General features: G+C 52.5%; 25 protein-coding genes. 12 read left to right on the top strand and 13 right to left on the bottom strand.

Features of this window, described 5'->3' with window-relative positions:
• The first annotated feature begins 29 nt into the window (after window positions 1-29).
• Complete coding sequence (gene qmoC, locus JRI89_02550) at window positions 30-1,403, top strand: quinone-interacting membrane-bound oxidoreductase complex subunit QmoC (protein MBW2070113.1); 1,374 nt, start codon at window positions 30-32, stop codon at window positions 1,401-1,403.
• Between the two features lie 237 nt (window positions 1,404-1,640).
• Here the strand turns inward: qmoC and JRI89_02545 are convergent, their stop codons facing one another.
• The 3 genes from JRI89_02545 to JRI89_02535 form a co-directional block, all read right to left on the bottom strand.
• The gene (locus JRI89_02545; GenBank protein MBW2070112.1) at window positions 1,641-1,994 is read right to left on the bottom strand and encodes a hypothetical protein; all 354 of its coding nucleotides are present in this window, start codon (window positions 1,992-1,994) and stop codon (window positions 1,641-1,643) included.
• 285 nt (window positions 1,995-2,279) lie between these two features.
• Window positions 2,280-2,618 (bottom strand): hypothetical protein, encoded by a 339-nt coding sequence (locus JRI89_02540; GenBank protein MBW2070111.1) that lies wholly within the window; start codon window positions 2,616-2,618, stop codon window positions 2,280-2,282.
• Window positions 2,619-2,624: 6 nt separating this feature from the next.
• Window positions 2,625-2,798: a hypothetical protein gene (locus tag JRI89_02535; protein ID MBW2070110.1), complete on the bottom strand. Its 174-nt coding sequence runs from the start codon at window positions 2,796-2,798 to the stop codon at window positions 2,625-2,627.
• 379 nt (window positions 2,799-3,177) lie between these two features.
• Between JRI89_02535 and ndk the strand changes: the two genes are divergently transcribed.
• The gene (ndk, locus tag JRI89_02530; protein ID MBW2070109.1) at window positions 3,178-3,594 is read left to right on the top strand and encodes a nucleoside-diphosphate kinase; all 417 of its coding nucleotides are present in this window, start codon (window positions 3,178-3,180) and stop codon (window positions 3,592-3,594) included.
• A gap of 28 nt (window positions 3,595-3,622) precedes the next feature.
• Here ndk and JRI89_02525 read toward each other — a convergent pair whose 3' ends face one another.
• Window positions 3,623-4,336, bottom strand: a complete 714-nt coding sequence (locus JRI89_02525; protein MBW2070108.1) for a DnaJ domain-containing protein — start codon at window positions 4,334-4,336, stop codon at window positions 3,623-3,625.
• Window positions 4,337-4,566: 230 nt separating this feature from the next.
• On the opposite strand from JRI89_02525, the gene tolQ reads away from it, so the two are divergent.
• The 6 genes from tolQ (at window position 4,567) to ybgF (ending at window position 9,910) form a co-directional block, all read left to right on the top strand.
• Entirely contained in the window at window positions 4,567-5,367 is an 801-nt protein-coding gene (gene tolQ, locus JRI89_02520; GenBank protein MBW2070107.1) for a protein TolQ, read from the top strand.
• A gap of 72 nt (window positions 5,368-5,439) precedes the next feature.
• Window positions 5,440-5,856: a protein TolR gene (tolR, locus tag JRI89_02515; protein MBW2070106.1), complete on the top strand. Its 417-nt coding sequence runs from the start codon at window positions 5,440-5,442 to the stop codon at window positions 5,854-5,856.
• Complete coding sequence (locus JRI89_02510; protein ID MBW2070105.1) at window positions 5,853-6,656, top strand: TonB family protein; 804 nt, start codon at window positions 5,853-5,855, stop codon at window positions 6,654-6,656. The genes tolR and JRI89_02510 overlap by 4 nt, the downstream gene beginning before the upstream one ends.
• Before the next feature lie 8 nt (window positions 6,657-6,664).
• The gene (gene tolB / locus JRI89_02505) at window positions 6,665-8,017 is read left to right on the top strand and encodes a Tol-Pal system beta propeller repeat protein TolB (GenBank protein ID MBW2070104.1); all 1,353 of its coding nucleotides are present in this window, start codon (window positions 6,665-6,667) and stop codon (window positions 8,015-8,017) included.
• Between the two features lie 135 nt (window positions 8,018-8,152).
• The gene (pal, locus tag JRI89_02500) at window positions 8,153-8,746 is read left to right on the top strand and encodes a peptidoglycan-associated lipoprotein Pal (protein ID MBW2070103.1); all 594 of its coding nucleotides are present in this window, start codon (window positions 8,153-8,155) and stop codon (window positions 8,744-8,746) included.
• 225 nt (window positions 8,747-8,971) lie between these two features.
• Complete coding sequence (ybgF, locus tag JRI89_02495; GenBank protein ID MBW2070102.1) at window positions 8,972-9,910, top strand: tol-pal system protein YbgF; 939 nt, start codon at window positions 8,972-8,974, stop codon at window positions 9,908-9,910.
• Window positions 9,911-10,251: 341 nt separating this feature from the next.
• Here ybgF and JRI89_02490 read toward each other — a convergent pair whose 3' ends face one another.
• The 8 genes from JRI89_02490 to trxA all read right to left on the bottom strand — a co-directional run bounded on the left by JRI89_02490 (window position 10,252) and on the right by trxA (window position 20,548).
• On the bottom strand, window positions 10,252-12,711 hold the full coding sequence (locus JRI89_02490) for a DNA internalization-related competence protein ComEC/Rec2 (protein ID MBW2070101.1): 2,460 nt from the start codon (window positions 12,709-12,711) through the stop codon (window positions 10,252-10,254).
• A 374-nt stretch (window positions 12,712-13,085) separates the two neighbouring features.
• Window positions 13,086-14,336: a UDP-N-acetylglucosamine 1-carboxyvinyltransferase gene (gene murA, locus JRI89_02485; GenBank protein MBW2070100.1), complete on the bottom strand. Its 1,251-nt coding sequence runs from the start codon at window positions 14,334-14,336 to the stop codon at window positions 13,086-13,088.
• A gap of 156 nt (window positions 14,337-14,492) precedes the next feature.
• Window positions 14,493-15,374: a peptide chain release factor N(5)-glutamine methyltransferase gene (prmC, locus tag JRI89_02480; GenBank protein MBW2070099.1), complete on the bottom strand. Its 882-nt coding sequence runs from the start codon at window positions 15,372-15,374 to the stop codon at window positions 14,493-14,495.
• Window positions 15,367-16,446: a peptide chain release factor 1 gene (gene prfA / locus JRI89_02475; GenBank protein MBW2070098.1), complete on the bottom strand. Its 1,080-nt coding sequence runs from the start codon at window positions 16,444-16,446 to the stop codon at window positions 15,367-15,369. The genes prmC and prfA overlap by 8 nt, the downstream gene beginning before the upstream one ends.
• 247 nt (window positions 16,447-16,693) lie before the next feature.
• Window positions 16,694-16,918 carry a 50S ribosomal protein L31 gene (gene rpmE, locus JRI89_02470; GenBank protein ID MBW2070097.1) on the bottom strand — a complete coding sequence of 75 codons (225 nt, stop codon included), beginning with the start codon at window positions 16,916-16,918 and terminating at the stop codon, window positions 16,694-16,696.
• Between the two features lie 203 nt (window positions 16,919-17,121).
• On the bottom strand, window positions 17,122-18,369 hold the full coding sequence (gene rho, locus JRI89_02465) for a transcription termination factor Rho (protein ID MBW2070096.1): 1,248 nt from the start codon (window positions 18,367-18,369) through the stop codon (window positions 17,122-17,124).
• Between the two features lie 942 nt (window positions 18,370-19,311).
• Window positions 19,312-20,022: an outer membrane protein assembly factor BamD gene (locus tag JRI89_02460; protein ID MBW2070095.1), complete on the bottom strand. Its 711-nt coding sequence runs from the start codon at window positions 20,020-20,022 to the stop codon at window positions 19,312-19,314.
• A 196-nt stretch (window positions 20,023-20,218) separates the two neighbouring features.
• Window positions 20,219-20,548, bottom strand: a complete 330-nt coding sequence (trxA, locus tag JRI89_02455; GenBank protein MBW2070094.1) for a thioredoxin — start codon at window positions 20,546-20,548, stop codon at window positions 20,219-20,221.
• A 444-nt stretch (window positions 20,549-20,992) separates the two neighbouring features.
• On the opposite strand from trxA, the gene radA reads away from it, so the two are divergent.
• Window positions 20,993-22,378: a DNA repair protein RadA gene (radA, locus tag JRI89_02450; protein MBW2070093.1), complete on the top strand. Its 1,386-nt coding sequence runs from the start codon at window positions 20,993-20,995 to the stop codon at window positions 22,376-22,378.
• 32 nt (window positions 22,379-22,410) lie between these two features.
• Here radA and JRI89_02445 read toward each other — a convergent pair whose 3' ends face one another.
• Window positions 22,411-23,352 (bottom strand): DMT family transporter, encoded by a 942-nt coding sequence (locus JRI89_02445; protein ID MBW2070092.1) that lies wholly within the window; start codon window positions 23,350-23,352, stop codon window positions 22,411-22,413.
• A 172-nt stretch (window positions 23,353-23,524) separates the two neighbouring features.
• Between JRI89_02445 and JRI89_02440 the strand changes: the two genes are divergently transcribed.
• From JRI89_02440 to JRI89_02430, 3 genes are all read left to right on the top strand, one after another.
• Window positions 23,525-24,511: an NAD(P)H-quinone oxidoreductase gene (locus JRI89_02440; protein ID MBW2070091.1), complete on the top strand. Its 987-nt coding sequence runs from the start codon at window positions 23,525-23,527 to the stop codon at window positions 24,509-24,511.
• Window positions 24,512-24,660: 149 nt separating this feature from the next.
• On the top strand, window positions 24,661-25,752 hold the full coding sequence (locus tag JRI89_02435) for a hypothetical protein (GenBank protein MBW2070090.1): 1,092 nt from the start codon (window positions 24,661-24,663) through the stop codon (window positions 25,750-25,752).
• A gap of 156 nt (window positions 25,753-25,908) precedes the next feature.
• Window positions 25,909-26,664: an SDR family oxidoreductase gene (locus tag JRI89_02430; protein MBW2070089.1), complete on the top strand. Its 756-nt coding sequence runs from the start codon at window positions 25,909-25,911 to the stop codon at window positions 26,662-26,664.
• Window position 26,665 lies beyond the last annotated feature (1 nt).

Here is a 26,665-nt window from a genome sequence, read left to right as displayed (position 1 = left end):
GCGAGGCAGAGCACGAGGAGGTGGAACAAATGGCAGAAGAGTCCGCGGTGCAAGAAGGGATCAAGGCTGCGGTGGAGAGCGAGACGGTGAGGGAAGGCGAGGCAGCGGTTGAAAAAAGGCCAGTGACCTTGTTAGAACCCGATCTCGAATTTATTCGCGAGGTGAAGAAAGCGGGCGGAGACACTCTGAAAAAGTGCTTTCAATGTGCCACCTGCTCAGTAGTCTGCGCCCTGTCTCCGGATGAAAAACCGTATCCCCGTAAAGAGATGATCTACTCCCAGTGGGGCCTTAGAGACAGGTTGCTGAACGATGTGGATATTTGGCTCTGTCACTATTGTAATGACTGCTCCACTTACTGTCCTAGGGGCGCCAGACCTGGCGATGTGTTGCGTGCCATTCGCGCCCTCAGTTTCAGGTACTTTGCTTTTCCCAGTTTCATGGGCAAGGTTGTGGGTGAAGCCAAGTACCTCCCAGTCATGCTGGGAATTCCTGTACTGCTTTTCTTGTTCTTGCTGTCGCTGACAGGACATCTCCACATACCGGAGGGTGAAATAGAGTTTGCCCGCTTTTTTCCTCACTACCTTGTTGACAGCATCTTTATTGTCATGAGTACTCTTGCCATGGTTTCCTTTGGCTTTGGACTCAATAATTTTATTCAGGGAATTCACAGCAATGCAATTCGCGAGGGCTATGCCGAAGATAAGCCGCTGGTGATAAATGACTACCTCAAGAGTCTGGTCTCGGTAATACCGACTATTCTATTGCACAGCAAGTTCAAGCTCTGCACCACCAATCGGGATCGCTATTGGGCCCACCTTTTGACTCTTTATGGCTTCGTGGGGCTTTTTATTGTCACCAGCATAGGATTTCTTGGGCTTTACATCGTCCGGAGCGATTTTCTGGCCCCTCCCTACCCATTTTTTAATCCGATAAAGCTATTTGCCTTGGCGTCAGGCGTATCTTTGCTGTCGGGTATTATTTTGGTGATTGCCAACAGGCGGAAGCCGAAGACGGCGGAGAGTACCACAACATACCTAGATTGGTCTCTGATCATAGCCATCCTGGTAGTAGCAATCACAGGGTTCCTCTCATGGCTATCACGTTTGTCGGGGCTTGCAGGAATTGCCTATCCCATGTACTTTATTCATCTGGTCTGCGTTTTCTATATCATTGCTTATCTTCCGTACAGCAAGCTCGCTCATCTGGTCTACCGAACTGCAGCCATGGGCTATGCAGCCTATATTGATAGACCTTTTGGCATTGAGGTGAACAGTTCGGTAGCAGTCCCTGCTCCTGAGGGAATACCATCGGGGGAGACCTTGGCAAAGGCCGAGGCGGAAGCGGTGGGGGATGAAGTGGATGCTCAGACAGCACCTGCACAGGAGGAAAGTCAGAAAGAATAAGGTTTGAAGCACACGGAAAAAAAGAGATCCGGCACCCAAGTGCCGGATCTCTTTTTTCCGTGTGCATGCTTTTGCAAAGACTGTGAATCTGTTGCGGCCAATGACAATGCTTACACTTCCGAAACGGCGCTGCGGTCATGTCTTCATGGGGAATTGGAGGACTGCAACAGCCAAGTTGGGTGGTAGTCGCCAAGGGAGGGGTGGATGGAGCTCGCCGAGCGTCCATGATCGGAATCGCTAGTCTACGGCAAGCAGGAGCAGGTAATCGTCAATTTCTTGGAAGTGGTATCTACGATTGTCAAATTCGAAATCGTTACTGTAGCGAAAAAGTAGGTTGAAGTCTGCTGCGTCGGCAATGCGCTCCAGGAGATAGGAGAGGAGTTTAGTGACCACGTGAATCTCAGCAAGCATGTGACCTTGGGGAATGGCGATTTCCTTGATGTGGAAATTATGGGAAATTCCCCGGGTGACAAAGAGCTGCTTGTCAGGGAGGTGGACTATTTCCACCAATTGTGTAGGGTCTTTCTTGTTGGCTATGGTGGCAAGGATCCTCTCTTTGGAACTGGCTTGAGGCAAATCTTGGTCAGGCATTTAATCCTCCGGGATCAATTAGTTACACTGCTGATTATTAAAAATATACTTCCCCTAGGAACTTCGACATGCGAGGCCCAAGGATAAAGTGTTGCTCCCATCTACGTAACTCTGCCTGAAGGGGAATTTCAGTTTTGGTCATGTCCTGCGCCTGCCAAATTTCCTCTGACTGGCCGCAAAAATGAAAGTGGGATGTAGCTAGTTTCTGCCTTCCAGTTTCAGTGACTTGATGTTCTGAAAAGCCGTATTCTTGTAACGGGTTAGAGCTACGAATTGAGATACATCTCACTCGCCCGAGCCGGCAAATATGTCCTCTCCTTCTACATCATCCACATAACCCCGCCATGAGATGTTGTACTTCATCATGAAGTCAAAGGCGACCCTCTCGGCCATTGTGGTGGCAATAGAGAGGTCCTCCTGGGCCTTGTCATTGGTTCCTGCTTCGGCGTGAGCTGTTCCCCGACTGAGGTAGGCCGCAATGTAGGTGGGGTCAAGCTCGATTGCCTTGTCAAAATCCCGAATGGCACACTCAGGATCTTGACAATCCAGCCGTGCCAAACCACTGATGTGGTATGCCTTTGGATCCTGGGGGTTCAAGTCGACGAATCTGGTGAAATCCTCCACAGCCTTCTAAGTATTTCGCAGTTTCAAGTTCCCTACGCCACGGCTCAGGTAGGCAAGAGAAAAATCTTTATCGAGCCGAATTGCCCGATTCAAGTCGGTGATGCTCTGGATATAATTGAACTCGGCAAGAGCAGAGGCGCCTTTGGGGAACATTTCTACTGCAGTGATGTTCTCACTCATTTTATCTTCTCCTGTATCTGCACGTGGCGCCTCCATCTGGCACCATATTGTTGTTTCATTCTCTGGACATATGACGTTGACTCTCAATTAAAAATGAGTTTCATTTTGTATCAACCAAACTAGCCACTCGGCCACTAACTGTCAAGATTAGTTAGCACAGTTCTCGTTGCTGCTTCCTCGGACTTACATTTCTTTGCGTATCGAACCTTCGCATCCTAACCGGTTTTCCTCGGTGCACTGCATCTAGAACAGAGGGACAAACAAAGATTTTCCTTGACAAGGATGAGTGGGCAACTATCAATAAAGCACTAAAGCGATAATTCTTCAGTCCGGATTGCTTGCTGCTTACGAGGAGAGCTTGGGAAGTTAAGGAGGTCGTATGGAGCGGACACTATCCATTATCAAGCCTGACGGGGTGGAACGGGGACTTATAGGTGAAGTGATTGGCAGATTCGAGCGTAGAGGTCTCAAGGTAGTGGCTATGAAGATGTTACGCTTGACCAAAGAACAGGCGGAAGGCTTTTACCAAGTGCACCGGCAAAGACCGTTTTTTGACAGTCTTACTGATTTTATGAGTTCAGGACCAGTTGTAGTGATGGTTCTCGAGGGTGAAGAGGCCATCAAGGCCAATCGTGAGTTAATGGGTGCCACAGACTATCGAGAGGCGGCAGAAGGAACCATTCGGCGGGACTATGCTACTGATATAGAGAAGAATATTGTTCACGGTTCAGACAGTACAGAAACAGCTGCCTTTGAGATCGGCTACTTTTTTAGCGACCTGGAGATCTGTTGCTGAGCCGTGAATGCAGGTTGGCTGGTCGATCTTATCCTGTGTTCTGCTGGAGAATTGTTTGGTAGGCGTGATTGATCATGGCCATCCGGCCACTGGCTCTCTTGCGGCAGGTTGGCTCCTGCCGAGCCAGCCGGTCAGGATGATGCTGTTTGGCGAGACGACGGTAGGCCTTTTTTACCGCTGGCAAGGGTGCCCCTGTTTCGAGCTCAAGCAAGGCATAGCACACGGCGTCATCAAGGGAGGGAGTTCCTGAATGATAACGTGTGCAGAGCGTTTGCCAGACATGCTCGTCCAGCTTGACGATTGTGGCTATGCGGCGAAGAACGGTCAGCTGAGCACGGCTGATATCACCCTGCAGTCTGCAGACGAGAAAAAGAATCTCCAGCAAATGCCGCCGCATAGATTTATTGGTATGACGGCTGATACTCCGGCACATCGTCTCCAGATCGAGCTCCAGAGAGTAAAGGTGCTGGAAAAGATCCTCCAGATTGTTTTCCTCTGCCGCCTCGAGACAGAGAAGCCGGCCCAGGAAATGGACAATATAGAGCCTCTCTTCCGTGGTGGTGCCGGCAACCTTGCTGAGGACGGTCACGCAGCCAAGGAGGCCGGCAAGCAGCAGTTGGTCTCTTTCGCGAGAGGTTCTGGTGGTAACTTTACGACCGAGCAAGTAACCTGCAACGGCTCCGAGGGGGCCTGCCACCAGGTATCCCAGACCCGCACTGGCTGCCTTCGACCAGCTTTGCATGACTCTCCTCATTGCACATGGTATGGGACAACAAATTCTCTTGACACAGTATCAGGGCGGTGATAGCTTGCCTTGAATGCAATAAGGCCTTTAAAATAAAAGAGATTTTATCAGGATTTAGGTGTTGATTCAAGTTGGCCACAGTGAAAGCAAGAGCCACAGCAGCACGGCTCTTGCGCAGATGCTTGGCAACTTCACGCCTGGCTCAGATTAGGAAAGGTCAATAAGCTATGGAAACCATTCTCTTTGTCTCTCCACCTCCTGTATGGGCAGCTGCCCTGGGCGGCCAAGGGAGCGTCCTCGAGATGGTGCTCGGGGCTGACGTGGTGGTAAAGTGCGTCCTCATCATTTTGTCCGTGCTCTCCATTGCCTGCTGGGCTGTTATTCTGGTAAAGCAACGGGTGTTTGGTCGGGCCAACAAAGAAAGCTCCAGATTCTTGACTGTCTTCTGGGAGAGCAAGAGTCTGGCTGCGGTGTTTCGAGAAGCCAAGAAAATGCGAGACAGCCATCTGGCCGAAGTATTTCGGGTGGGATATCTGGAGCTCGGACGCTTGACTAGATTTAGTGAAGCGGAAAGGGCGGTGCGGAGCCAGGATGTGGAGATGCCCATGTCCTGGATAGACAATATGGAGAGGGCTCTGCGCAGCGCTGCAGCAGGTGAAGTTCAGAGATTGGAAAAAGGCCTTTCCCTGCTGGCAACTACCGGCAATGCAGCGCCCTTCATTGGCCTGTTCGGCACGGTCTGGGGCATAATGATGTCCTTTCAGGGCATCGGGCTGAAAGGATCAGCCACCCTGGCCGTGGTTGCCCCGGGAATCTCAGAGGCACTCATAGCCACGGCTGTAGGGTTGGCTGCTGCCATACCTGCAGTAATCGCTTACAATCATTTTGCCAACAAGCTGCGCGGCATGGAAACTGAGATGATGAATTTTGCCAATGATTTCATTAACCTGGTGAAGAGGGATTTACTGCGCCGCGCCAGCCAGAAAGAGGTCCAGGAGTTGGCGCGAGCCAGCGGCACTCAGAGGTAAAGATCTGGCTATTTTGCAGAAGGCAGCAGCAGATGCTCGGCTGGCAGCTGTGGATTGCCGGGAGGGTGCTCAATGGATGTGGGAAGTGGCGGCAACAGGAAACTCCTTGCAGATATCAATGTGACGCCCCTGGTGGACGTCATGTTGGTGTTGCTCATTATTTTCATGGTCACAGCGCCTATGATGATGCAAGGCGTGGATGTGAATTTACCGAAAACCACCACGGGACCTATACACACGGAAGAAGAGCGTCTGGTGATCACCGTGAAGGCCAATCACGAGATTTACCTCAATGAATACAAGATTTCTCTAGATTCTCTGGAACGCAAGCTAAAGAGTATCTTTCAGAACAGGAAAGAGAAGGCGGTTTTCCTGCGGGCAGACCGTAGTGTGCCATATGGGGATGTGGTGCAGGTAATGGCTGCGGTTCGCCGCAGCGGTATCCAGCGCATAGGCATGGTTACCGAGCCGCTGCCAGAAAAATCATGATTGCAGACGCAGTTGCCAGGTCACAGCTTCGCTTGCGCACAGACAGGCGGCAGTGGGTCTATATGATCGGCCTGTCACTGTTGATACACAGCGCAGTGATTATCGGCGGGACAGCATGGCCGGACTTGTTTCCCTCCAGAAGGAGTTTTGGCCCTGTCTATTCCGTAGAACTGGTGAGTCTGCCGGAGATGGAGGTGCGGGCGCCAAGAAGAACCACCGCTGTTCAGCGGGCGAGCAGAGCGGCTTCGAAACAGAGAGCTTTGCCTTTGCCTCGTTTTCGGGCGAAACAGCAGAAGCCAGTTTTGCAAAAGATGAAAACGCAACCACCTCTGCAGAAGTTGCCGGAGAGGAAGGTTGTGGAGAGCAGGGTGAAAAAGCTGCCGCAGAAGCCACCAGCCCCCACTGCTAGGCCTAGAGAGAATGCCGCCAGATCCCCCGGTGTGCAAGCTGGCAAGAAGAAGGTTTCCCTTGTCAATATAGGCGGCATGAAGGGAGAAGACCTGAGTCAGGCCCTGGGTCTATACCGGGCGCTTGTCTATGACAAAGTTGAGAGCAATTGGGTGCTGCCGGAGCGGTTGGTGGCAGGCAAAGACCATCTGGAGGCTGTAGTAGTTGTGAGAGTGAAGCGCGATGGTACTGTCACGCAGATCAGATTCGAAAAGAAATCGGGTGATCCTTACTTTGACGACTCGGTGCTGAAAGCAGTACTGAAATCAAAGCCTTTTCCACCATTTCCAGACATCTATAGTCCGAGAGAAGAAGAGATTGTCTTGCGATTTTCACCTGAGAATGGGAGCTGAAGAACACTATGCCCCGCTGTGTTTCCAGAGCATATTCCAAGTCACTGCACCTGTTGTTGCTGCTCACATTTGTGCTTTTCTGGCAGGCGTCTCCAGTGGCTGGCAGGATTTATATCGACATCAACTCACCTCTGCAGAAAAAGATTCCCATAGCCATTCCCGCCTTTCGCCATGAGGGTGGAGACAGTGCTGGCCTGCCACTGGCAGAGAGGCTGGCCGACACTCTCGGCCGTGCTCTGGCATTCAGCGGTCTTTTCGAAGTGCTCAGCAAGGCAATGTTCCTGGAGGATCCTCAGGTGATGGGAACCACGCTTGGCGAGATCAAGTTTGCCGAATGGAGTTTTCTCGGCGCTGATTTGCTAGTGCGCGGCACCTATCGTATCAGAGGAAATCTGTTGGAAATGAGCGGTTCGCTCTTTGACGTGGTTCATCAGAAGCTGTTGTTGACCAAGGCATACGAGGGTGACATTGGCGCTGCCAGACAAATGGCTCTGCGGTTTGGTGACGACATGATGAGTTATCTCACCGGAGAGCCAGGTATATTTACCAGCAAGATTGCCTTTGTGGGTGACGCGACGGGACATAAAGAGATCTACTTTGCGGATTTCGATGGCAGTCACATTGTACGGCTCACGCATGACAACAACATAGACTTGCAGCCAGCGTGGTCTGCAGATGGCAAGCGCATCAGCTACGTAAGCTACAAGAGCGATCAGCAGGAGCTCTATGTGGTAGACCTCATGACAGGGATTGCCAAGAAAATTAGCAGACGCAGTGGTCTGAACATGGCTCCGGCCTGGCATCCCAGGGAGAACAAGATAGCTGTCACCTTGACTATCGACGGCAACCCCGAGATTTATCTTCTGGACGATACTGGCAGAATTTTGAAACAACTGACCAAGAACTGGGCCATAGACGTGTCGCCATCATGGTGTCCCGATGGCAGCAAAGTGGCTTATGTTTCCAACAGAGGCGGGAAGCCGCAGATATACATCCTGGACCTTCAGAGCGGGCTTACCAGAAGGCTCACTTTCGACGGAGCCTACAATACCTCGCCAGCCTGGTCTCCTCGGGGAGACTGGATTGCCTATGCTGGCTCTCGTGACGGTCGCTTTGATCTGTACCTCATCAGACCGGACGGCACTGATTTGCGTCAGCTCACAGGAGGCAGCGGCAACAATGAAAGCCCGAGCTGGTCGCCGGATGGCAGGTTGATTCTCTTTCAATCCGATCGCCAGGGAAAAGCCACTCTCTGGGTGATGCTGGCCAACGGCAGTGATCAGCGGCGAATCAATTTAACTATTGGGGGGAGTCATACGGAGCCAGCCTGGTCTCCACGATTGACCTTGACCGGTCCTTAATAGTATAAGAGATTCGAAAAGGGGGTGATGGGCAGAGCAAGGGAAAAATATTCCGGGCTGCCCGGTCGCTCGAGACTGGTGGGGTTTTTGCATAATCGGTGACAGATGTAACCAGGGAGAGGAGGTGAATCAGGCATGGGGAAGAGAACTACATGGATTGTGGGATCTATTTTCCTGATCGTGTTGTTGGTCTTCGCAGTCTCTTGCCAGAAGAGGGTTGTGGGCGTTGGGCCTGAGCCGGGTGAGCAGGTTTCCGCCGAGGAGCAGGCGAAAGCCCAGCAGGAGGCCGCAGAAGCAGCTGCGCGTCAGCAAGCTTTGTTGGAAGCACAGCGGCTTCGCGAGCAACAGGCCAAGGAAGCTGAGGCTGCCAAAGAGAGTGAGGCTGCCAAAAGACGGGCCTTCGAGGAACAGGACATTCATTTTGATTTTGATCAGTATGTGCTCAAACCTGCAGCTATCCAGATCCTTGACGAAAAGGCCGCGTATATGCGTGAGCATCCTGATGTACGCGTGCTTATCGAGGGACATTGTGATGAACGCGGCAGCAATGAGTACAACCTTGCACTCGGTGATCGTCGAGCCAACAGCGCTAAGAACTACTTGGTGAGGGCAGGGATTGCCGAGAAGCGCATTGTCACCATCTCCTATGGTGAGGAACGGCCGCTCTGTACGCAACATACGGAAAGTTGCTGGTGGAAAAACAGGCGGGCTCACTTTGTCATAAGGTAATGGCATGTTTGCGTTGACTGAAAAGTAGTTTTGGAAACAGACGCCGGCTCGCTCTCCCTTGATGGGAACCAGAGCCGGCGATTTACTTTGAACCAACAGAGATTAGCCGAATAAGTGGTGCACTTTTTTATATGCAAGTTATAATGTTGTATTCCTAAAAGAAACTATACTGGGTGAAAATATAATCACTTCAGGCGCCAAAGGCTTTACAGAGGAAAGGTGGTCATGTTGATTACCGAGAAGGGGAAAAGCTGGAGGGCAGTCCACCTGATAGAGTACCTGGTTGTGCTCCTCATTTTTAGCGGCTGTGCATCACAGCAGGACATAGATGTGCTGCAGAGACAGGTGTGGACAAACCGTCGTGATCTGGAAAAAGTGACCTCACAAATGGCCCAGTTGCAGAAACAGCTGGACGAGAAGCTGCAGGAGTATGATCAACGTCTCGAGACTGCCAGTCAACCGTTGCGAAAGACTCAGGCCCAGGTGGGAGCGCAGCTGGACCGTATGGAAGTCGAGCTTGGAAGGTTGTCGGGTGAACTCGAAGAGAGTGCTGCCAGGAGCAAGCGGCAGGAGGAGAGAATCAACGAAATTGAACAGAGCCAGATGACTTCCATGCTGGAAGTGCAGAAAGGTCTTGCAGAGCTTCGCAGTCAACTGAATATCGTTGCTCGCTCTATGGGGCTTGCTGAGCTGGTTACACCAACTCCGAGCCAGCCAGAAAGAGGAGGGCCAGCCAAGCTTCAGCCACAGACTGCCAGGCCCGAAACCAGAGCAGCAGGCCACGGGGTAAAAAGTCCAGAGGAGCTATATGCAGAGTCTTTTCGGTTATTTCAGGGCGGCAATTTTGAGCAGGCAAGGGCAGGATTTCGCCGCTACCTCGAGCAGTATCCCCATACAGATCTTGCCGACAACGCCCAATTCTGGTTGGGAGAATGTTATTATGGCGAGGGGAAATACCGGGAAGCTATAACTGCTTACGAGAAGGTAATAAAGCAGTATCCCAAGAGTGACAAAGTCAGCAGTGCCTTGCTCAAGCAGAGTATGGCATTTCTCGAATTAGGAGACAAGACAGCGGCCAGAATTCTCCTCAGGAAGATAGTCAAAGATTACCCCAAGACAGACCAGGCACAGATTGCCCAGCGGAAATTGGCGCAATTGCAATAAGGCGCTTTCGTAGGTCCAGCTCTCTTGCCGCACAGTGCCCTTCTCCGCCCTGGGAGTGTCGGGACATGGCAGCAATATGGCTGGCCACCCTGATCCCGACATCTTGCATCTATCAATGGCTGCAAAATGCTGCTTCGCAGGAGAAGACAATCAGGTGCAGTTTCTTTTGCAAGATCTGCATGGTTGGCCGACTAGGACCGTTGCCGTGCTGCTAGATGCATTGCCGCTGTCCTGATTGGCGCTTAGAGGTCCTTGCCGTGCTCCTGACAGCTTGCTGGAGACGCAGCACTGCTCTCGCTGGAAGAAAGAGATACCCAGACATCTCCCTCGAGGCGCCAAACCTATCCCCCTTCCCTATTATTCCCCAAGAAGGTAGCCACTCTAAGGTTGTGACCATCGGTGCAGACGGTCACAGCACCGTGCCGATCTGTTCGGAAAGTACGAATACCCAAGCGATGATATCGTTCCCAGACACGGCGCGCAGGCAAGTGGAAACGGTTCTGGAATCCCACTGAGAAAACAGCAATGCGAGGTTTTAGCTTTTGCAACAATTGCCGGGAGCTCGAAGTTCGGCTGCCATGGTGCGGTACCAGGAGAACGGAGGTTGTTCCCAATGTAGGCAACAGACAGAGTCGTTGTTCTGCTGCAAGCTCTATGTCGCCTGGAAAAAGAAAAGAACATTCCTTATAGGATATTCTGAGCACCAGAGAAAGATTGTTTACTTGGTGAGGGTCGTGGCTGGTGATCTTACCGGGGTGACCATGAAAGGGATGAAAGACCTGGACAGAGACTCCCTGAATATTTCTTGGCGAACCGAGGCGAGGAGGCGGCACGCAGGGGATGCTCCTGGTTTGCAGACAGCGAAAAAGTTCAAGCAGTTGCTGATCGTTTGTCAGCATGCCGTTGTACCAAAACTCCCCTACCGGAAAATGAGATGCCAGGAAAAGCAGTCCGCGGAAATGATCAGGGTGAGGATGGCTCAAGACGATGTAGTCCAGTCGACGTATGTGACGGCGCCACAAGAAGGGCGCCACAACATGCCTGCCCAGGTCAAAACTGCTTTTTTGAAAACCGCCGCCATCAATAAGCATCACCTGTTTTCCAGGAAATTCAACCACGGCTGAACTCCCCTGGCCCACATCGAGATAAGTGACGCGAAGTTCAGTTGGCCGAGCAGCAACCAGGCCAGCCAGCATCCAGTTGAGCACCAGGATGACTAAAACAGCAGCACCGAGCAAAGATCGATACAGGCGGCGAAGAGGCAGCCATGGCACCAGAAGAACAAGGTAGAGCAGGGCCATCTGCCAGGATGACAGCTCTCCCAGCCAGATGGTGGCCCATGGCAACTGGCAAATGAAGTGGGTGAACTCCAGTATCCAGTCGAGTCCAAGGGCGCCCATGCTGAGGATGAAGCCGGCAAGTTGCGTGTTTAGTGGAAGAAAGGTAAGGGAAAAAAGGCCTGCGGGCAGTACGAGGAAGCCGACAATGGGCACTATCAAGGGATTGGCTATGAATGCTGCCGGACTGAAGCGATGGAAATGATGTACTACTGCAGGAGCTGTGGCTACTGAAATGACCACAGAGACCAAGAGCAGCTGCCAGAGCCATCTTGCATGTCCTCGCCAGTTGATGGGCCCACTGCTGCTCCCTGTGAGGCAGCCTGGCAGGGGTATTCGGGGAACCAGCCACACCAGAGCCCCGACGGCGATGAAAGAGAGCTGAAATGATGGGCTGAACAGGGCCTGGGGAGAACCTGTCAGAATGATGAAGGCAGCAACAATCAATGTGTTGCCCAGATCTATCTTTCTGCGGTTGACCAGTGCGAAGGTGACACAGGCCAACATTATAGCTGCTCGGACAATTGGCAATCCCATCCCAGTAAGGGATGCATACCCCAGGCTGATGGGAAGGGCAGCAAGCGCTGCAACAGGTGAAGCACCCCAGCGGCCAACTAGCTGTGGGATACGGACAACAATGGTGCGGCATATGAGAAATACTATGCCGGCAATCATGCCAAGGTGAAGCCCAGAGATTGCCAGCAAATGTCCTACACCTGCTGCATACAGCTGCTCTCGCACTCTGGAACTCAGAGCATAGCGCTCGCCAAGCAGGAGGGCCCGGTACAGGGCTGACTCGTTCTGCGGGAGCCATGCTTCAAAAAAGGAACGGCTGTTGCTGCGGATTCTCACCAGCAGCCTTGTCCATGGTGAGCCGCGAGGCTCAGCCAGAGGAAGAAGGGATGCGTCAGAGCTGAGATATCCTTTGAGCCAGATATTCTGATCCGCCAGATATTGCCGGTAGTCGAAGCCTCCGGGATTATTGAAGTTGCGGATTGGCCTGACATTTACCTGTCCGGCCAGCCATTGCCCCATTTGCCAGGACCTAGAACATGTCCCGAGGCGAAGCAGCATGCGAGCATGTGTGGATATGAGTTTATCCTCATGTCGAAATGAATCAATGTCGACGACAAGCTCCATCCTGTCTAGCCGTCTTTTTGGAGGTCCCGCAATGTAGCCAATGAGGAAGGTCTGCCGCTGCTGGAGCAATAATTTTATTCCAGCTGGAGGATGGCCGGGATCAGGGATTCTGCGAGCGAAGAGCATGCCAATCAAGAGAAAAAGGAGTAAGGGAGCCAGATAGGTGTGCTGGCAGCGAACATTCCATAGAATGAGTAGGCCTAGAAGAACAGCAATAAGAACTGCAATGGTCAGGGTGGTGAGCGGCAGATGATGGCCCAGGGCTATCCCAGAGGAGAAGCAGACGAACAGCGGGATTAGAGGGCGATGATGTGGCTGTCCCATGAGTGCCTGCCAAAAGAAGGTAAAGCAAACGGGGAAGACAGGGTTCCTCGTACCTGCTGCAACGGTGAGGCTCGGGATAAAGGTGAGAGAATCTGCCGAACTCGAACAGGTATGCTGCCACACTCCAGCAGTCTCTAAGGCGTTTGCTTGCAGAAGTTTGTTGCCTGATGCCCTGTGCCCCGAATAATGGTTTGCCCCAGTTTATAGCGGTGTTTCCTGGTGCGCCCAGAATCTGTGGCAAACTGATTTAAAGCAGCAGAATGAATATAGCAGATTAGTCGATTGCGGACAAGGATGGGGGCGTGGCATGGCTCTGGCAGGAGCTCAATGTCCAGAAGCTTTACTGCCACTGGCTGTTTGTTTACTGGGGGCAGTCATTCTGCAACTCGCTCAATGTTAGCTCCCAGGCCTGTAAGTTTGGTTTCTATTTTCTCGTAGCCTCTGTCTAGATGGTACACTCGGGAGACTTCAGTTACCCCATTGGCGGCAAGTCCCGCTAGCACGAGAGAGGCACTGGCGCGCAGGTCGGTGGCCATGACCGGTGCTCCCTGGAGATTGGCGCGGCCTCGAACAATGGCAGTATTGCCTTCCACAGTGATATCTGCACCCATCCTGCGAAGTTCACTGACATGCATGAAGCGATTCTCAAAGATCCTTTCGGTGATAGTGCTCTGCCCGTCTGCAATGCTCATAAGCGCCATAAATTGTGCCTGCATGTCTGTGGGAAATCCAGGAAAGGGCATGGTTTTCACATCAGCATGGCGGACAACCTCTCCACCAATGGCCCTTATGCTCTCGCTTGCAATATGGAATTGGACGCCTGCCTGTTCTAGTTTCCGGATGACCGCCTCGAGATGCTGAGGTCTGCAAGGTTGGATGGTGATATCCCCACGGGTAATCGCAGCAGCAACAAGGTATGTTCCCGCTTCGATGCGGTCTGGCATTATAGCGTGATTCATGGGGCGCAATTCTTTTACTCCCTCGATCTTGATCAGAGAAGTCCCGGCCCCTGTAATGCGGGCTCCCATGCTGTTGAGACAAACAGCCAGGTCCACAACCTCGGGTTCTCGAGCAGCATTTTCCAGGATAGTTTCGCCTTCGGCCAGCACTGCAGCCATCATGAGGTTCTCGGTGCCAGTCACTGTGGGGATATCAAGGTAAATGTGATTGCCGATAAGTTTCCTGGCGGAGGCTTCCACGTAGCCATGTCGGAGTTCTATTGAGACTCCCAAACGCTCGAGACCATAGAGATGAAGATTAATGGGACGGGCACCGATAGCACAGCCGCCAGGGAGTGAGACGCGAGCCCGCTTCATTCGAGCTACCAGAGGACCTAGCACCAGAACAGAAGCCCGCATGGTCTTCACCAGGTCATAGGGGGCCTCGTAACCGTCAATGTTTTCACTGTGAATGCGCAGAGGCTCGCCTTCGTCGAAGGTGGCGCCTAGATGGTACAGCAGAGTTTTGGTGGTTCGGATGTCTCGCAATGTTGGCAACCGAGAAAGATGGTGCACTCCCCCTGTGAGCAAAGTGGCAGCCAGAATGGGCAGGGCAGCATTCTTGGCGCCGCTAATCTGCACAGTACCCTTGAGGGGGCTGCCTCCTCTGATTATAAGTTTCTCCATGGATCACCTCACCAGCGAAAATTGAAGTAGCTCAGATGTTTCCGCGAGCGCTCAGGCACGCATCCGGCACCATGGCAGCTGTGTCGCAGCAGGCACGGCACCAGGGAGGCCCCCTGCCGGGCAAAGAATATTGGAACCTCGCTGCCATCTCGGTGCTCAGGCCACCTGGGCTAGCAGGATTCGGTCCATGCCACTGTAGTCTTTATCCACACGGACTTTGTTATAACGACAATCAGCACTGACCAGTTGCAAGGCTCCTTCCGCCTGGTCAGCGCCTATTTCCACTGCAAGGGCCCCCCGAGGCAACAGCACCTCGGCAGCTTGGGCCACAATTCTCCTTATGACAGCGAGACCGTCAGGCCCACCATCGAGAGCACTTCTAGGTTCATGAGCGCTAATCTCTCTGGGAAGCAACGGCAGCTCTTCACTGCGTATATAGGGTGGATTGCTCACCACCAGGTGGAACTTGGCGGTTTCCTTGTTGATGCTTGTAAGAAGATCAGAACAGACCAGCAGAAGCCGGCCGCTCACCCCCTGGTGCAGACTATTTTTTCTTGCCAGCTGCAGGGCATTGAAAGAGACGTCGAGAGCAACAATGCGAGCCTTGCTGAGTTCTCGGGCAAGCGAGATGGCAACGGCGCCAGAGCCTGTACCCACATCAAGGATGCTGAAAGTAGATTCTTGCGGCCAGGTAGAATGCAAATGATCCAGAGCGGTTTGCACCAGCACTTCTGTTTCAGGTCTCGGAATCAACACATCCGGGCTGACATGCAGGAGCATGGACCAGAACTCTTGGGTGCCGGTAATATACTGCACCGGCTCGCCGCGCAAACGGCGTTTGATACACTTCTTGAATTCCGACAATTCTGCAGGCAATAGTGGGCGGTCGTAATTGAGATAAAGGGATAGGCGATCTAGAGACAGTACGTGAGCCAACAGCAGTTCAGCGGAAGCCCGCGGTTCGGCTACGCCACGTTCATCAAAATAGGCTGTTGTCCAGCGCAATAGTTTCAGAATGGTCCATGGTGCCTCAGGCATAATCCATTTGCCCAAGAGATTCAGTTTGGAAGTAGGTAATCAGAGGATTGATCAGATTGTCGAGCTCGCCCTGCAGAATTTCACTCAGTTTATAGAGGGTAAGATTGATGCGGTGGTCTGTGACCCTATTTTGCGGGAAGTTGTACGTGCGGACGCGCTCGCTGCGATCGCCGGTACCCACTTGATTTCTACGGTCCTGGGCTGTCTTGGCATGCTGCTCCTGGGCCCACATGTCGAGTAGTCTGGCCCGGAGGACTTTGAGAGCCTTGGCCTTGTTCTTGTGTTGCGACTTTTCGTCCTGGCATGTCACTACTAAACCTGTGGGCAGATGTGTTATGCGGACTGCTGAGTCAGTCGTATTGACGCTCTGACCACCAGGGCCGGAGGAGCGAAACACGTCGATCCTCAGGTCATTGGGCTCGATGTTCACCTCGAGTTCCTCGGCTTCGGGAAGGACGGCAACTGTCACAGCAGAGGTGTGGATGCGTCCCTGGGACTCTGTGGTGGGAACCCGTTGCACACGGTGGACGCCGCTTTCGTACTTGAGCCGACTGTAAGCCCTATTTCCAGAGATCAGTAAGACTATTTCCTTGAAGCCGCCAATTCCAGTGGGATGACTGTTGAGCACTTCCATCTTCCAACCCTGCAGTTCAGCGTATTTTGCATACATGCGAAAAAGATCAGCGGCAAAGAGAGCAGCCTCATCACCGCCAGTGCCCGCTCTAATCTCAAGAATTACATTCTTGCCGTCATTGGGATCGCTGGGGATGAGAAGAGTTCTGAGTTCAACCTCCACTGTAGCCAACTGCTCCAGGAGTTTGCGGTTCTCCTCACGAGCGAGATCACGAATGTCGGGGTCCGGGTCGGCCAGCAGCTCTTTGTTTTCTTCGATCTGTTGGGAAATACTGCGATATTTTCTCAGGGCGTTGACGCAGGGTTGGAGATTGGCGTGTTCCTTTGTGAGTGAAAGATACTCCTGGCGATTGGAGAGGATGCCAGGGTCGCTCAAGGCTTTTTCAAGTTCAAGGTATCTGCGTTCGATATCTTCTAATTTCTCGAGCCCTTTCAACATTCTCACTCACCGTCCTTCGCCACCGAGCATTTTCCTGCAGACACTTCGACAAACTGTGTTCCTTTGCGGCTGTCCACCTGGAAGAGTTTTGCTGACGTGAAACCATGGCAGCGAAAGCAGCACTCCGAGGGTATGGGGAAAACTACTTTGCCAGTTTCAAGGTGAGCGCCTAGGCTATGATGCCTCGATGTCCGTGGCTCATCCAGTCTCGGCCGGGCCCGTCTTATACAGCAAGGCAACAACCAGATCAAGACTCTTTATTATTGGTGCCGCTAAATTTTTCGTACTTCCTGCGGAAGCGTTCTATTCGCCCAGCAGAGTCCACAAGTTTCTGTTTGCCCGTATAGAACGGATGGCAGCGTGAACAGATCTCAACGCTGATGTTCTTTTTGGTCGAGCCTGTAGAAAACTCGTTACCACAATGGCAGCGTATCGTTGTCTGGTAATATTCAGGATGTATACCCTTCTTCATGCGTCTATACCTCATTTTACCGGGCAGATCTATTGCTTGCCCAACTCGAAGCCAAGAGTGAACCAGCCGTCGCTTAAGCTAACATCAGACGTTTCAAACTTACTAATATAATGACAGAAGATAATACTGGCAAGTACTTTCTTTGACAACTCTTTGTCAGCTCTCCCACCACACGGAAGACCAGCTACCGTTCTGTCGAACTACTAGGCATTCATAGAGTCCAGGAAGTCCGCATTGCTTGCCGTACCTTCCATCTTGTCCAGCAAGAATTCCATGGCATCCACAGTATTCAATGGGGAGAGCAGTTTTCGCAGGATCCATACCCGATTCAGATCCTCGGGTGGCAGGAGTAATTCCTCTTTGCGGGTTCCAGACCGATTGATATCGATTGCCGGGAAAATACGGCGGTCTGCCAACTTGCGGTCCAGGTGAATTTCCATATTGCCTGTACCTTTGAATTCTTCGAAGATTACCTCGTCCATGCGACTGCCAGTGTCGATCAGGGCAGTGGCTATTATGGTAAGACTACCGCCTCCCTCAATGTTCCGTGCTGCACCAAAAAACCGCTTGGGTCGGTGCAGAGCGTTAGAGTCGACCCCACCAGAAAGAATCTTGCCACTTGGAGGCACTACCGCATTGTAGGCCCTGGCAAGACGGGTAATGCTGTCGAGCAGAATAACCACGTCCCGTTTGTGTTCTACCAAGCGCTTGGCCTTTTCGATTACCATTTCCGCTACCTGGACATGGCGTTGAGCCGGTTCATCAAATGTTGAGCTTACCACTTCAGCCTTCACCGACCGTTGCATATCGGTGACCTCTTCAGGCCTTTCATCAATAAGCAGCACAATCAGATATATGTTCTTGTGATTGATGCTGATGCTGTTGGCAATGTGTTGCAATAACATTGTCTTGCCGGTGCGGGGAGAGGCAACGATAAGGCCTCTCTGCCCTTTGCCAATGGGAGTAAGCAGATCCATAATTCGGGTGGAGTAGTTTTTCGGATCTGTTTCCAGGCGAATCCGTTCCTGGGGGTAGAGCGGTACCAGATTGTCAAACAGTATCTTGTCGCGCGTTCCCTCGGGATCTTCAAAATTCACAGCCTCCACTTTGAGCAAGGCAAAATAACGCTCACCGTCCTTCGGTGGACGAATCTGTCCAGAGACGGTATCTCCTGTTCTGAGACCAAAGCGCCTGATCTGCGACGGCGATACATAAATGTCGTCTGGTCCTGGCAAGTAATTGTAATTTTGCGCCCTGAGGAATCCAAAGCCATCTGGCAGGGTCTCCAGAACACCCTCAGCATAGATCAGGCCATTCTTTTCTGTCTGGGCCTGCAAAAGAGCAAATATCAACTCCTGCTTGCGCATGGTGCTGATGCCGTCGATATTATAGTCTTTGGCCATCTCTATCAATTCTTTGATATTCTTTTCTTTCAAGTCTACTAGATTCATGGTTTTTCCCCGTCAGGTCATTGGGCCTGGCGGGTTTTCCTCCTTTCCTAGTTATTGTCGTGGGTCATATTGTTATAGACACCAGAAGTCCATTTGGAAGCTTGGCTGGTGACTCATCAAAATCCTACCATAGTTGGGTCGGCATACTTCGTATTGTGACAGGATCTGCTCGATTAGAGAGCTCTCGAGAGAAGAGACTTTTTCCTTGCCTGAAAGGCCTGCGGCCTGATCAGGCTCGCACATTACCCAGCAGAGGCGGCACCTTGTGCCATGTCGAAAATGGTCGGGTCTGTAGCAATGGCTGTGTACCTCACAGAGTCGGAACTAGAGACCATGCAGGGGCCGATTTGTGCCTGTCGAGCACACTGTTCGGGGTTCTCTTGCTGGGAAATACCTAAGGCAGGTCAAGTACATAATAAAGTTAACTATCACCGTTGTCGACGCTAAAAATATAAGAAATAAAATTAGCCATGTCAAGCGATTTTGAAGTGGTGCATCATTTTCAGCAATATTATTTTTGCTAGAGGCACAACATCTCCCTCCCCCTTTGGTTACAACCGATTGTCGCAGTATAGGCCGCGACGGACCCACTGGCTGTCACCTGAGCGCACCGAGTGGCTTCAGAAAACGGGCGGCTCAGCCAGTCGCCGGCTCCAGTGCTGAGCTCATCAGCTTGCCCATTTTGGACTCAAATGTCTCTGTTTTCACGGATGAGACACAATCGACACAGAAAGTTGTCAGGCCAACAGTTCGCCCGCCCGCAGGAGAACAGGCATTGGGCAAAAGGCAAATCACTCGCCAACCAAATATTAGATAGATTGAGGCTTCTATTGTTCTGCACCAGAGTTGGCAGCCATGGCAAATTTGTCACAGCGTCCGCTACTTCGAGGTGGGCAAAATCGCTCCGGGCGCCTGTCTGTCTGGAGTGCCAGCAGGGCATCCTCACTTCTTGGGCGTTTCAGTCATGGCCGACTCCTGCAGAGCAAGCTTTTCCTTGCATAGCTTGATGGATTGTTCCACCTTCTGCCGTTTGGCACCCTCCAGAACGTCGGCGTACTGTTTCAGTGCTCCCTCGAATCGAGCCAGTGCCGCTCGATACTTCTTGGATTTGAGATAGAAATTGCCCACATAAATCTCGTGGTCTGCCAGCTCAAGGCGGCATTTGTGGATCTTTTCCCTCGCCTTTGCATCATAAGCGCTTTCCGGAAAAGCACTCAACAGGCGCTCAAAGGCCTGAATGGACTGGTGAGTTGGTGTCTGGTCCCTGTCAAAAGTATAAATTTGCCGGAAATACGATTCGCCTATTTGATAAAGAACATAGGGAATTGCTTCGTTTTTCGGGTGGAGGCGAGCAAACTGATCATAGGCTGCTATGGCTTCTTCATAATCTTCTCGGTAGAAATGGGCGTCTGCCAGTTTTAACTCTGCCAAGACAGCATAGCGGCTGTAGGGGTAATGCTCTTTAAGAGTGGTGAATATCTTAATTGCGTCCAGGTAATCGCCGTCTTCATATTCCGCCATGCCCTCGGTTGCCAATTCCCTGGCGCTCTTTTCACGTTGGCTCTGGAACCAGGCACAGCCCACAGCACTGGAAGCGACAAAGGTTAATAGTATTATGGCGGCCTGGAAGCGTCCAGTAAAGCGTCTATCCATTGCTCTCACACCTTTGCCCGCTGGAGAGATGTAAAGGTCTCCCCCCTGGGCCTGGCAGATGCCTTCATAATTATATTCTGCCGGAGAAGGTGCCGGGTTATTTGGTGGGATCGACAGGTTCCGTATGAAGCAATAGAGGCAACTGGTCAGGAGAAGAGCAGGATTTTATCTAGAAAACCCACCAGTGAATCAACATCTACATTACTTTCTTGATGGCAGCATCGATCTGCGACTTTGATACAGCTCCAGTGATTTGCTCGGTAACTTTGCCCTCTTTGAAAAGAATCAGTGTGGGTATGGCCCTGATGCCAAACTGCCCTGGTGTTTTTGGATTCTCGTCCACATTACACTTGCCAACCTTCAATTTGCCGTCATATTCAACTGCCAGCTCCTCGACTACTGGAGCAATAGCCCTGCATGGACCACACCATGGAGCCCAGAAATCGACGAGCACTGGCATGTCGGATTTGAGTACGTCACCTTCGAAACCTTCGTCAGTTACCTCGAAAACATTTTTCCCTGCCATCACATTTCTCCTCAAATGTTCACTGCATGATTTTGTTTGGTCTCAATGAAAAGCTCTCACCTGCAGCAAGAGCCGAGTTGTCATATAAGCACAGGGACAGAGCTTTGTCAACCTGCGAGGACAAACAAGTTTCATCTTTTGTCGAGCTCGGCAGAACATTTCCTAGCCCTGCGCTCGTCTTTTACAAATGAGGCAGAAAGTGAAGGTGTTGATCCCATCGGAATGACCACCAGCAGCCGGGTGTGATAAAGAAGCCATGAATCCAGCCAGGCCTGCTGCGACCGTTTGATGCAGTGGGGGCAGATCTAATTCATGAAGAGCTCGGTGGTTGGCACTCTTGACAATAAAAATGCTGCATGACACAAAGAGGGAGTCTGTATGCAGAACATGGACATGGCTTCATTATGGAAGCAGTGTTTCAGGCAGCAATCCGAGTGAGATTCTATGGCTAAAGAACCAAGTACACAATATGTTTGTCAGGAATGTGGTTTTCGCAGCCCGAAATGGCTGGGTCGCTGTCCAGGCTGCAGTCAATGGAATTCTTTGCTGGAAGAAAAAATTGACGCCCAACATCCTGCACAGCTGTTGCCAGCAGCCACTGTAGAGGCAGAGCCTCTCGACGGCAGAACTGCCGGTCAGGGACCTCGGCGTTTGTCAACTGGCATTGACGAACTCGACCGGGTGCTGGGCGGTGGAGTTGTGGCTGGTTCGGTAGTGCTCATTGGCGGCGAGCCCGGCATCGGCAAGTCTACTCTGCTGCTGCAAGCCTTGCATGGTGTTTCTACGGGGGGGAAAACACTGCTCTATGCCTCCGGGGAGGAGTCAGCCGATCAGATCAGGCTGCGTTCGAGGCGGGTGGGTATCAGTTCTCCATGGCTTTACGTGGTGGCAGATTCTTTGCTGGAAAATATTCTGGGCCTCACGGAAAAACTCGATCCTGACGTCCTTGCCATTGATTCAGTACAAACAGTCTATAGCAACCAGCTGGAATCTGCTCCCGGAAGTGTGAGTCAGGTTCGCCACTGCGCCAGCCGAGTGATTCTGGAGGCCAAGAAGGCAAACCGTCCAACTTTCCTCGTGGGGCATGTGACTAAGGAAGGTGCCATTGCAGGACCACGGGTACTGGAACACATGGTGGATACGGTTCTCTATTTCGAAGGCGACAGGGGGCACAGCTTCCGCATCCTGCGAGCTATAAAAAATCGCTATGGATCCACCAATGAGATTGGTGTTTTCGAGATGAGTGAAAAAGGGTTGTGCCAGGTAATGAATCCATCTGAACTCTTTCTTGCTGAAAGACCGCTTGGTGTTGCCGGCTCTGCAATTACAGCAGCAATTGAGGGCAGCAGACCACTGCTGGTGGAGGTGCAGGCACTGGTGAGCCCTTCAAGTCTGGCCATTCCGCGCCGCACCACTATGGGAGTTGACCATAACAGGCTGGCCTTGCTGCTGGCGGTCCTGGAAAAGAAGGTAGGCTACTCGCTGGCCCAGCAAGATATTTTCGTGAATGCTGCTGGAGGAGTGAGGGTGGATGAGCCAGCGGTGGATCTGGCCATTGCCGCGGCAGTGGCTTCGAGCTTTCTTGAAAAACCCATAGACCCTGGGACGGTTGTCCTGGGTGAGATTGGTTTGACAGGAGAAGTACGGGGCGTCAGCCGGGTTGCCATCAGGGTGAAGGAGGCTGCCAGATTGGGGTTTAGCCGCTGCCTTGTTCCCAGAGGTAGCGCGGAAGGCTTGCAGGATGTTGCCGATATGGAAATTCGGGGGACTGCTTCGCTGCACGATGCCTTGAGGGAGTTGTTCGATGAAGAGAGTCCGCCTGACTATTGATAATTTAGGCAACAGGCCTACCTGCAAGCTGGTTACCTGGGAGTGGCTGGCACAGTTGGTGAGCTGGCCTGCACCAGGAAAACCCCGATGAGGGTGAGGAGCATACCCAGCCAGAAGAAAAGACCGAGATCCTGCTTGCCTGGCAGGAAGCCTAGAGCAGCCAGAAAAACTGAGAGGGCGACCGTAGTGGGGGGCTGGGCATTGGTACATACAGCCACCTGCACCGGAGTCAAGTGGCGGAGCAGCAGATTCCAGGCCAGCATCATCAGCACGCTTGTCATGATCACCAGCCACAGGAGACCAAGCCAGGCTTCACTGCTGATTGAGTTATAATCCATGGTCAGAAGGGTACGTCCTGATATGGGTATCATTGCCAGGGCTCCGAAAATGAGGCTCCAGGAAGTGACAACCCGTGGATCGTGGTTCTGGCATGTCCTGGAGGCGGCCACTGTGTAGACTACCCAGGCGAGAACTGCGCATATAACCCAGAGATCACCAGTTCTGAGTTGGCGGACAAATTCTCCTTGGGTCCAAGGTCTGAGAATACAGAGGACACCGGCAAGGGCCATTATCACCCCACTGCAAGTTCTCGCCGAGGGCAGGTTGAGTTTGACGGCACTGCTCAGCAGCAGCACTCCCAGAGGTGTCAGGGCATAGAACAGGGCTGGATGGCTGGGAACTGTATGTCGGAGTCCCTGCAGGAAGGCATACTGGTTCATGGGCACCAGGAGGATGCCGAAGCCAACCAGTTTCAGCCATTCCCCTCGGCTGAATGAGGGCTTTGGCAGCAGCCAACCTGAGATGACCAAGAGAATGAGGGCTGCTCCCAGAGATCTCGCCAAGGTGAGGCTGCCTGCGTCAGGGAAGCCCACGGCAGCTGCTTTGCCAAATACATAGGTGCCTGCGGCGAGCAGCACGTGTGCGGCCATCAGCAAGTAAAGAGTTGTCCGTGACATGGCAATGCCGTCCTTCATTACAAATGTCCGCCTGAGACACGGAGAACCTTGGCCCTGTTGGGCGGCAAGAGAGTAACAGACAAGGTATAATACTCACACTGGGCATGGCTGTCACCTGTGAAAGTCGCCTGTGGTAAAGAAAGCCAAGGAATCAGCGGCGGGAGCAGGAAAACCTTTTCCGAGAGATAATATGAAGTGTGCTGTAATAGAAAAATTCGGCAGAGAGGTGAACAACCTGGTAATTCAACAACGACCAGATCTGGAGGCATCGGGTGAGTTTGTTCGTATCAGGGTAACAGCTACTTCACTCAACAGGGCAGACCTTCTGCAACGTCGAGGGCTTTACCCGGCTCCCGTTGGTGCGCCGCAGGATGTTCCTGGGTTGGAATTCGTCGGTACTATCGATCAAATAGGTGAACGGGTGACCGAATGGCAGGGGGGCGAGCGCGTTTTCGGTGTGGTGGCAGGGGGAGGATACGCTGAGCAGGTTGTAAGCCATCAGCGCCTCGTGGTGGTTGTGCCAGAAGAACTGGACGATGTGGAAGCGGCGGCAGTACCCGAAGCATTTATGGTAGCCTACGATGCCCTGGTATCGCAGGCAGAGTTCAGATCTGGCAGTGTGGTCCTGATTCACGCTGTCGCTGGAGGCATAGGTACTGCGGCGGTGCAACTCGTACACCTTCTGGGAGGGAAGAGCATCGGCACTGCTGGCAGTGACGAGAAACTGGCTGAAGTGCAAGCCCTTGCTCCTTTTACCGGCATAAATTATCGCAAAGAAGATTTCCTGGAAGTAGTGGTAAGCAAATTTGGCCAGGACAGTGTTGACATTGTCCTGGACACAATAGGAGCCGGCTATTGGCAGAAGAACTTGGCAGTTCTGAGAGATGGCGGCAGGTTGGTGCTGCTGGGATTATTGGGCGGCGCTAAGGCTGAGACGCCACTGGCAATGATTCTCAGCAAACGTCTTCGCCTTGTGGGCAGCACGCTGCGGGCAAGGCCCCTGGAAGAGAAAATAGCGGTGACGCAGAGGTTTGCTCGGGAAGTTTTGCCGCACTTCAAGACAGGAAAGCTCAAAGCAGTGGTGGACTCTGTCTACCCATTTACCGAGTTGCATGCAGCCACCCTGCGCATGGAACGGAATGAAAATATCGGCAAGATTGTCCTACGCCTGCAATAGGCTGGTAGGTGATGGCTTGCTGCCCAGCTGACAGAGTGAAAGCTGGGGTGCCCAGGCGAGTCACCGCTGCAGAACATCCAGATTCTGCATTGTTGGACAGTGTCCAACCAAGGATGGCCGTCAAGTTGGGTGAGAAGGGAGAGCGTCTTATGGGCTTTGAAATACCACACTACCTGCCACCTGATTTCAGCCGGACAGAGTTTAGAGAAGCACCGGATGTGCGGAGTGGGGTGGTTCGCCAAGCAGGGGTGGCACCAGAGAATTTTCACGCAACCACGGTATTTCCAGAGTATTTTAAGATTAAAGGGGAATGGGTTCTGGCTCAGCAGAGCAGAATGGACTGTGTGGTGGTGCTCGGTGAAGAGAACGAGAAGAATATTCGGGTGCTGGAGCAGCGGCGGCTCAGACCTGGTGATAGAGTTGTGCTAGGCAGAAGTGAAAGTGGTGAAGAGGGCATCTACGTCCACGACAGTGGTTTTCAAGAGCAGGCGAAGGTAGGTGAGAAATTTGCCTTTCGGAAAGGCAGAACGCGAGAGACTTCTTATTCGCGGGACTATGACGTGCTCTACGACCTGCTCAGACACGACCGACAACAGGGCTACATCGTCTGGGTGCTGGGGCCGGCGGTGGTGTTCGATTCAGATTCTCGAGAGGCCATGGTAGCTTTGATAGAGCATGGCTATGTGCACGCTGTCCTGGCTGGCAACGCTCTGGCTACCCATGACCTGGAGGCTGCCATGTTTCGTACTGCTCTAGGGCAGGATATTTATACTCAGGCTCCGGTCGCCAATGGGCACTACAACCACCTGGATGTACTGAATCGGGCTCGCGCCAGCGGATCCATAGAAGAGTTGTTAGCAAGGGAAAAGCTGGCAAATGGCGTGCTCTGGGCGTGCAGCCGGAACAAGGTCCCTGTGGTCTTGGCTGGCTCTATCCGCGATGATGGCCCGCTGCCTGGGGTCATTGTGAGCGCAACCGAGGCCCAGGACGCCATGAGGGTGCACACCTCGAGAGCCACTACCTTGATTGGCCTTGCCACTCAACTGCATTCCATTGCTGCCGGCAATATGACTCCATGCTATCAGGTGGTAAACGGTCAAGTCAGACCCGTGTATATCTATGCTGTTGATGTCTCTGAATTTGCGGTAAACAAGCTGCGAGACAGAGGAACCCTGGGAGTGACCTCAATAGTGACAAATATCCAGGACTTCCTGGTGATTCTAAAGAGAAACCTGACATGAGAAATCGCCCAGGTATTTAATGGCGCGACCCAGGAGAGATATCCCAAAGAAGAGTTGTAGGGGAGGGTCTGCTCTCAAGGTGCGGCCACTATAAATGCAAGAGGTGGAAAAACTCCTGGTCCCAGTGGTTGCTGGGGTGGAAGGAGAGGTGAGGTGATGAGACTTGCTGGAAAAACAGCACTTGTTACTGGTGGGGCGTCTGGCATTGGCAGAGCCGTGGCCATTGCTCTGGCAAGAGAAGGCGCCGGCGTGGTCATTGCTGATTTAAATGTTGCCGGTGGGGAAGAAACTGTGGAAATGGTCCGCTCCATGGGTGGAGATGCTTTGTTCGTGCACACTGATGTGACAAAGGGGATACAGGTAAAGGCAGCGGTGACTACGGTAGTGGAAAAGTACGGCAGGATTGATTGTGCCCACAACAATGCCGGCATTGCTGGAGTTCAAGGCCTGACCGCTGACTGTGCTGAAGAGCTCTGGGATGAGGTCATGCAAACCAATCTCAAGGGAGTCTGGCTGTGCATGAAATACGAAATTCCGGCAATGAGGGCTCAGGGTGGAGGCGTCATTGTCAACACCTCTTCAGTGGCAGGTCTGGTAGGGCTCTGGGGCTGGTCGCCCTATGTGGCCAGCAAACACGGCGTCGTGGGTCTGACAAAAGCGGCAGCTCTTGAATATGCCAGAGACAACATCCGTATCAATGCTGTCTGTCCAAGTATTGTGGGCACACCCATGGCTGCGGCTTTCACGCAGGGGGAGCAAAAAGTTGAGCAGCTGATTTTGGCTCAGCAGCCTATGGGCCGAATGGCAGAGCCGGAGGAAGTGGCTGAGGCTGTGGTCTGGCTTTGTTCCGACGCTGCTTCTTACGTGACTGGCCATACTCTAGCTGTTGACGGTGGTTTCCTGGCGCATTAGA

Source organism: Deltaproteobacteria bacterium (assembly GCA_019309045.1).
GTDB lineage: Bacteria > Desulfobacterota > Syntrophobacteria > BM002 > BM002 > JAFDGZ01.
Note: the sequence above shows the minus strand (reverse complement) of the source record. Positions and strands in the feature narration are given on the sequence as shown.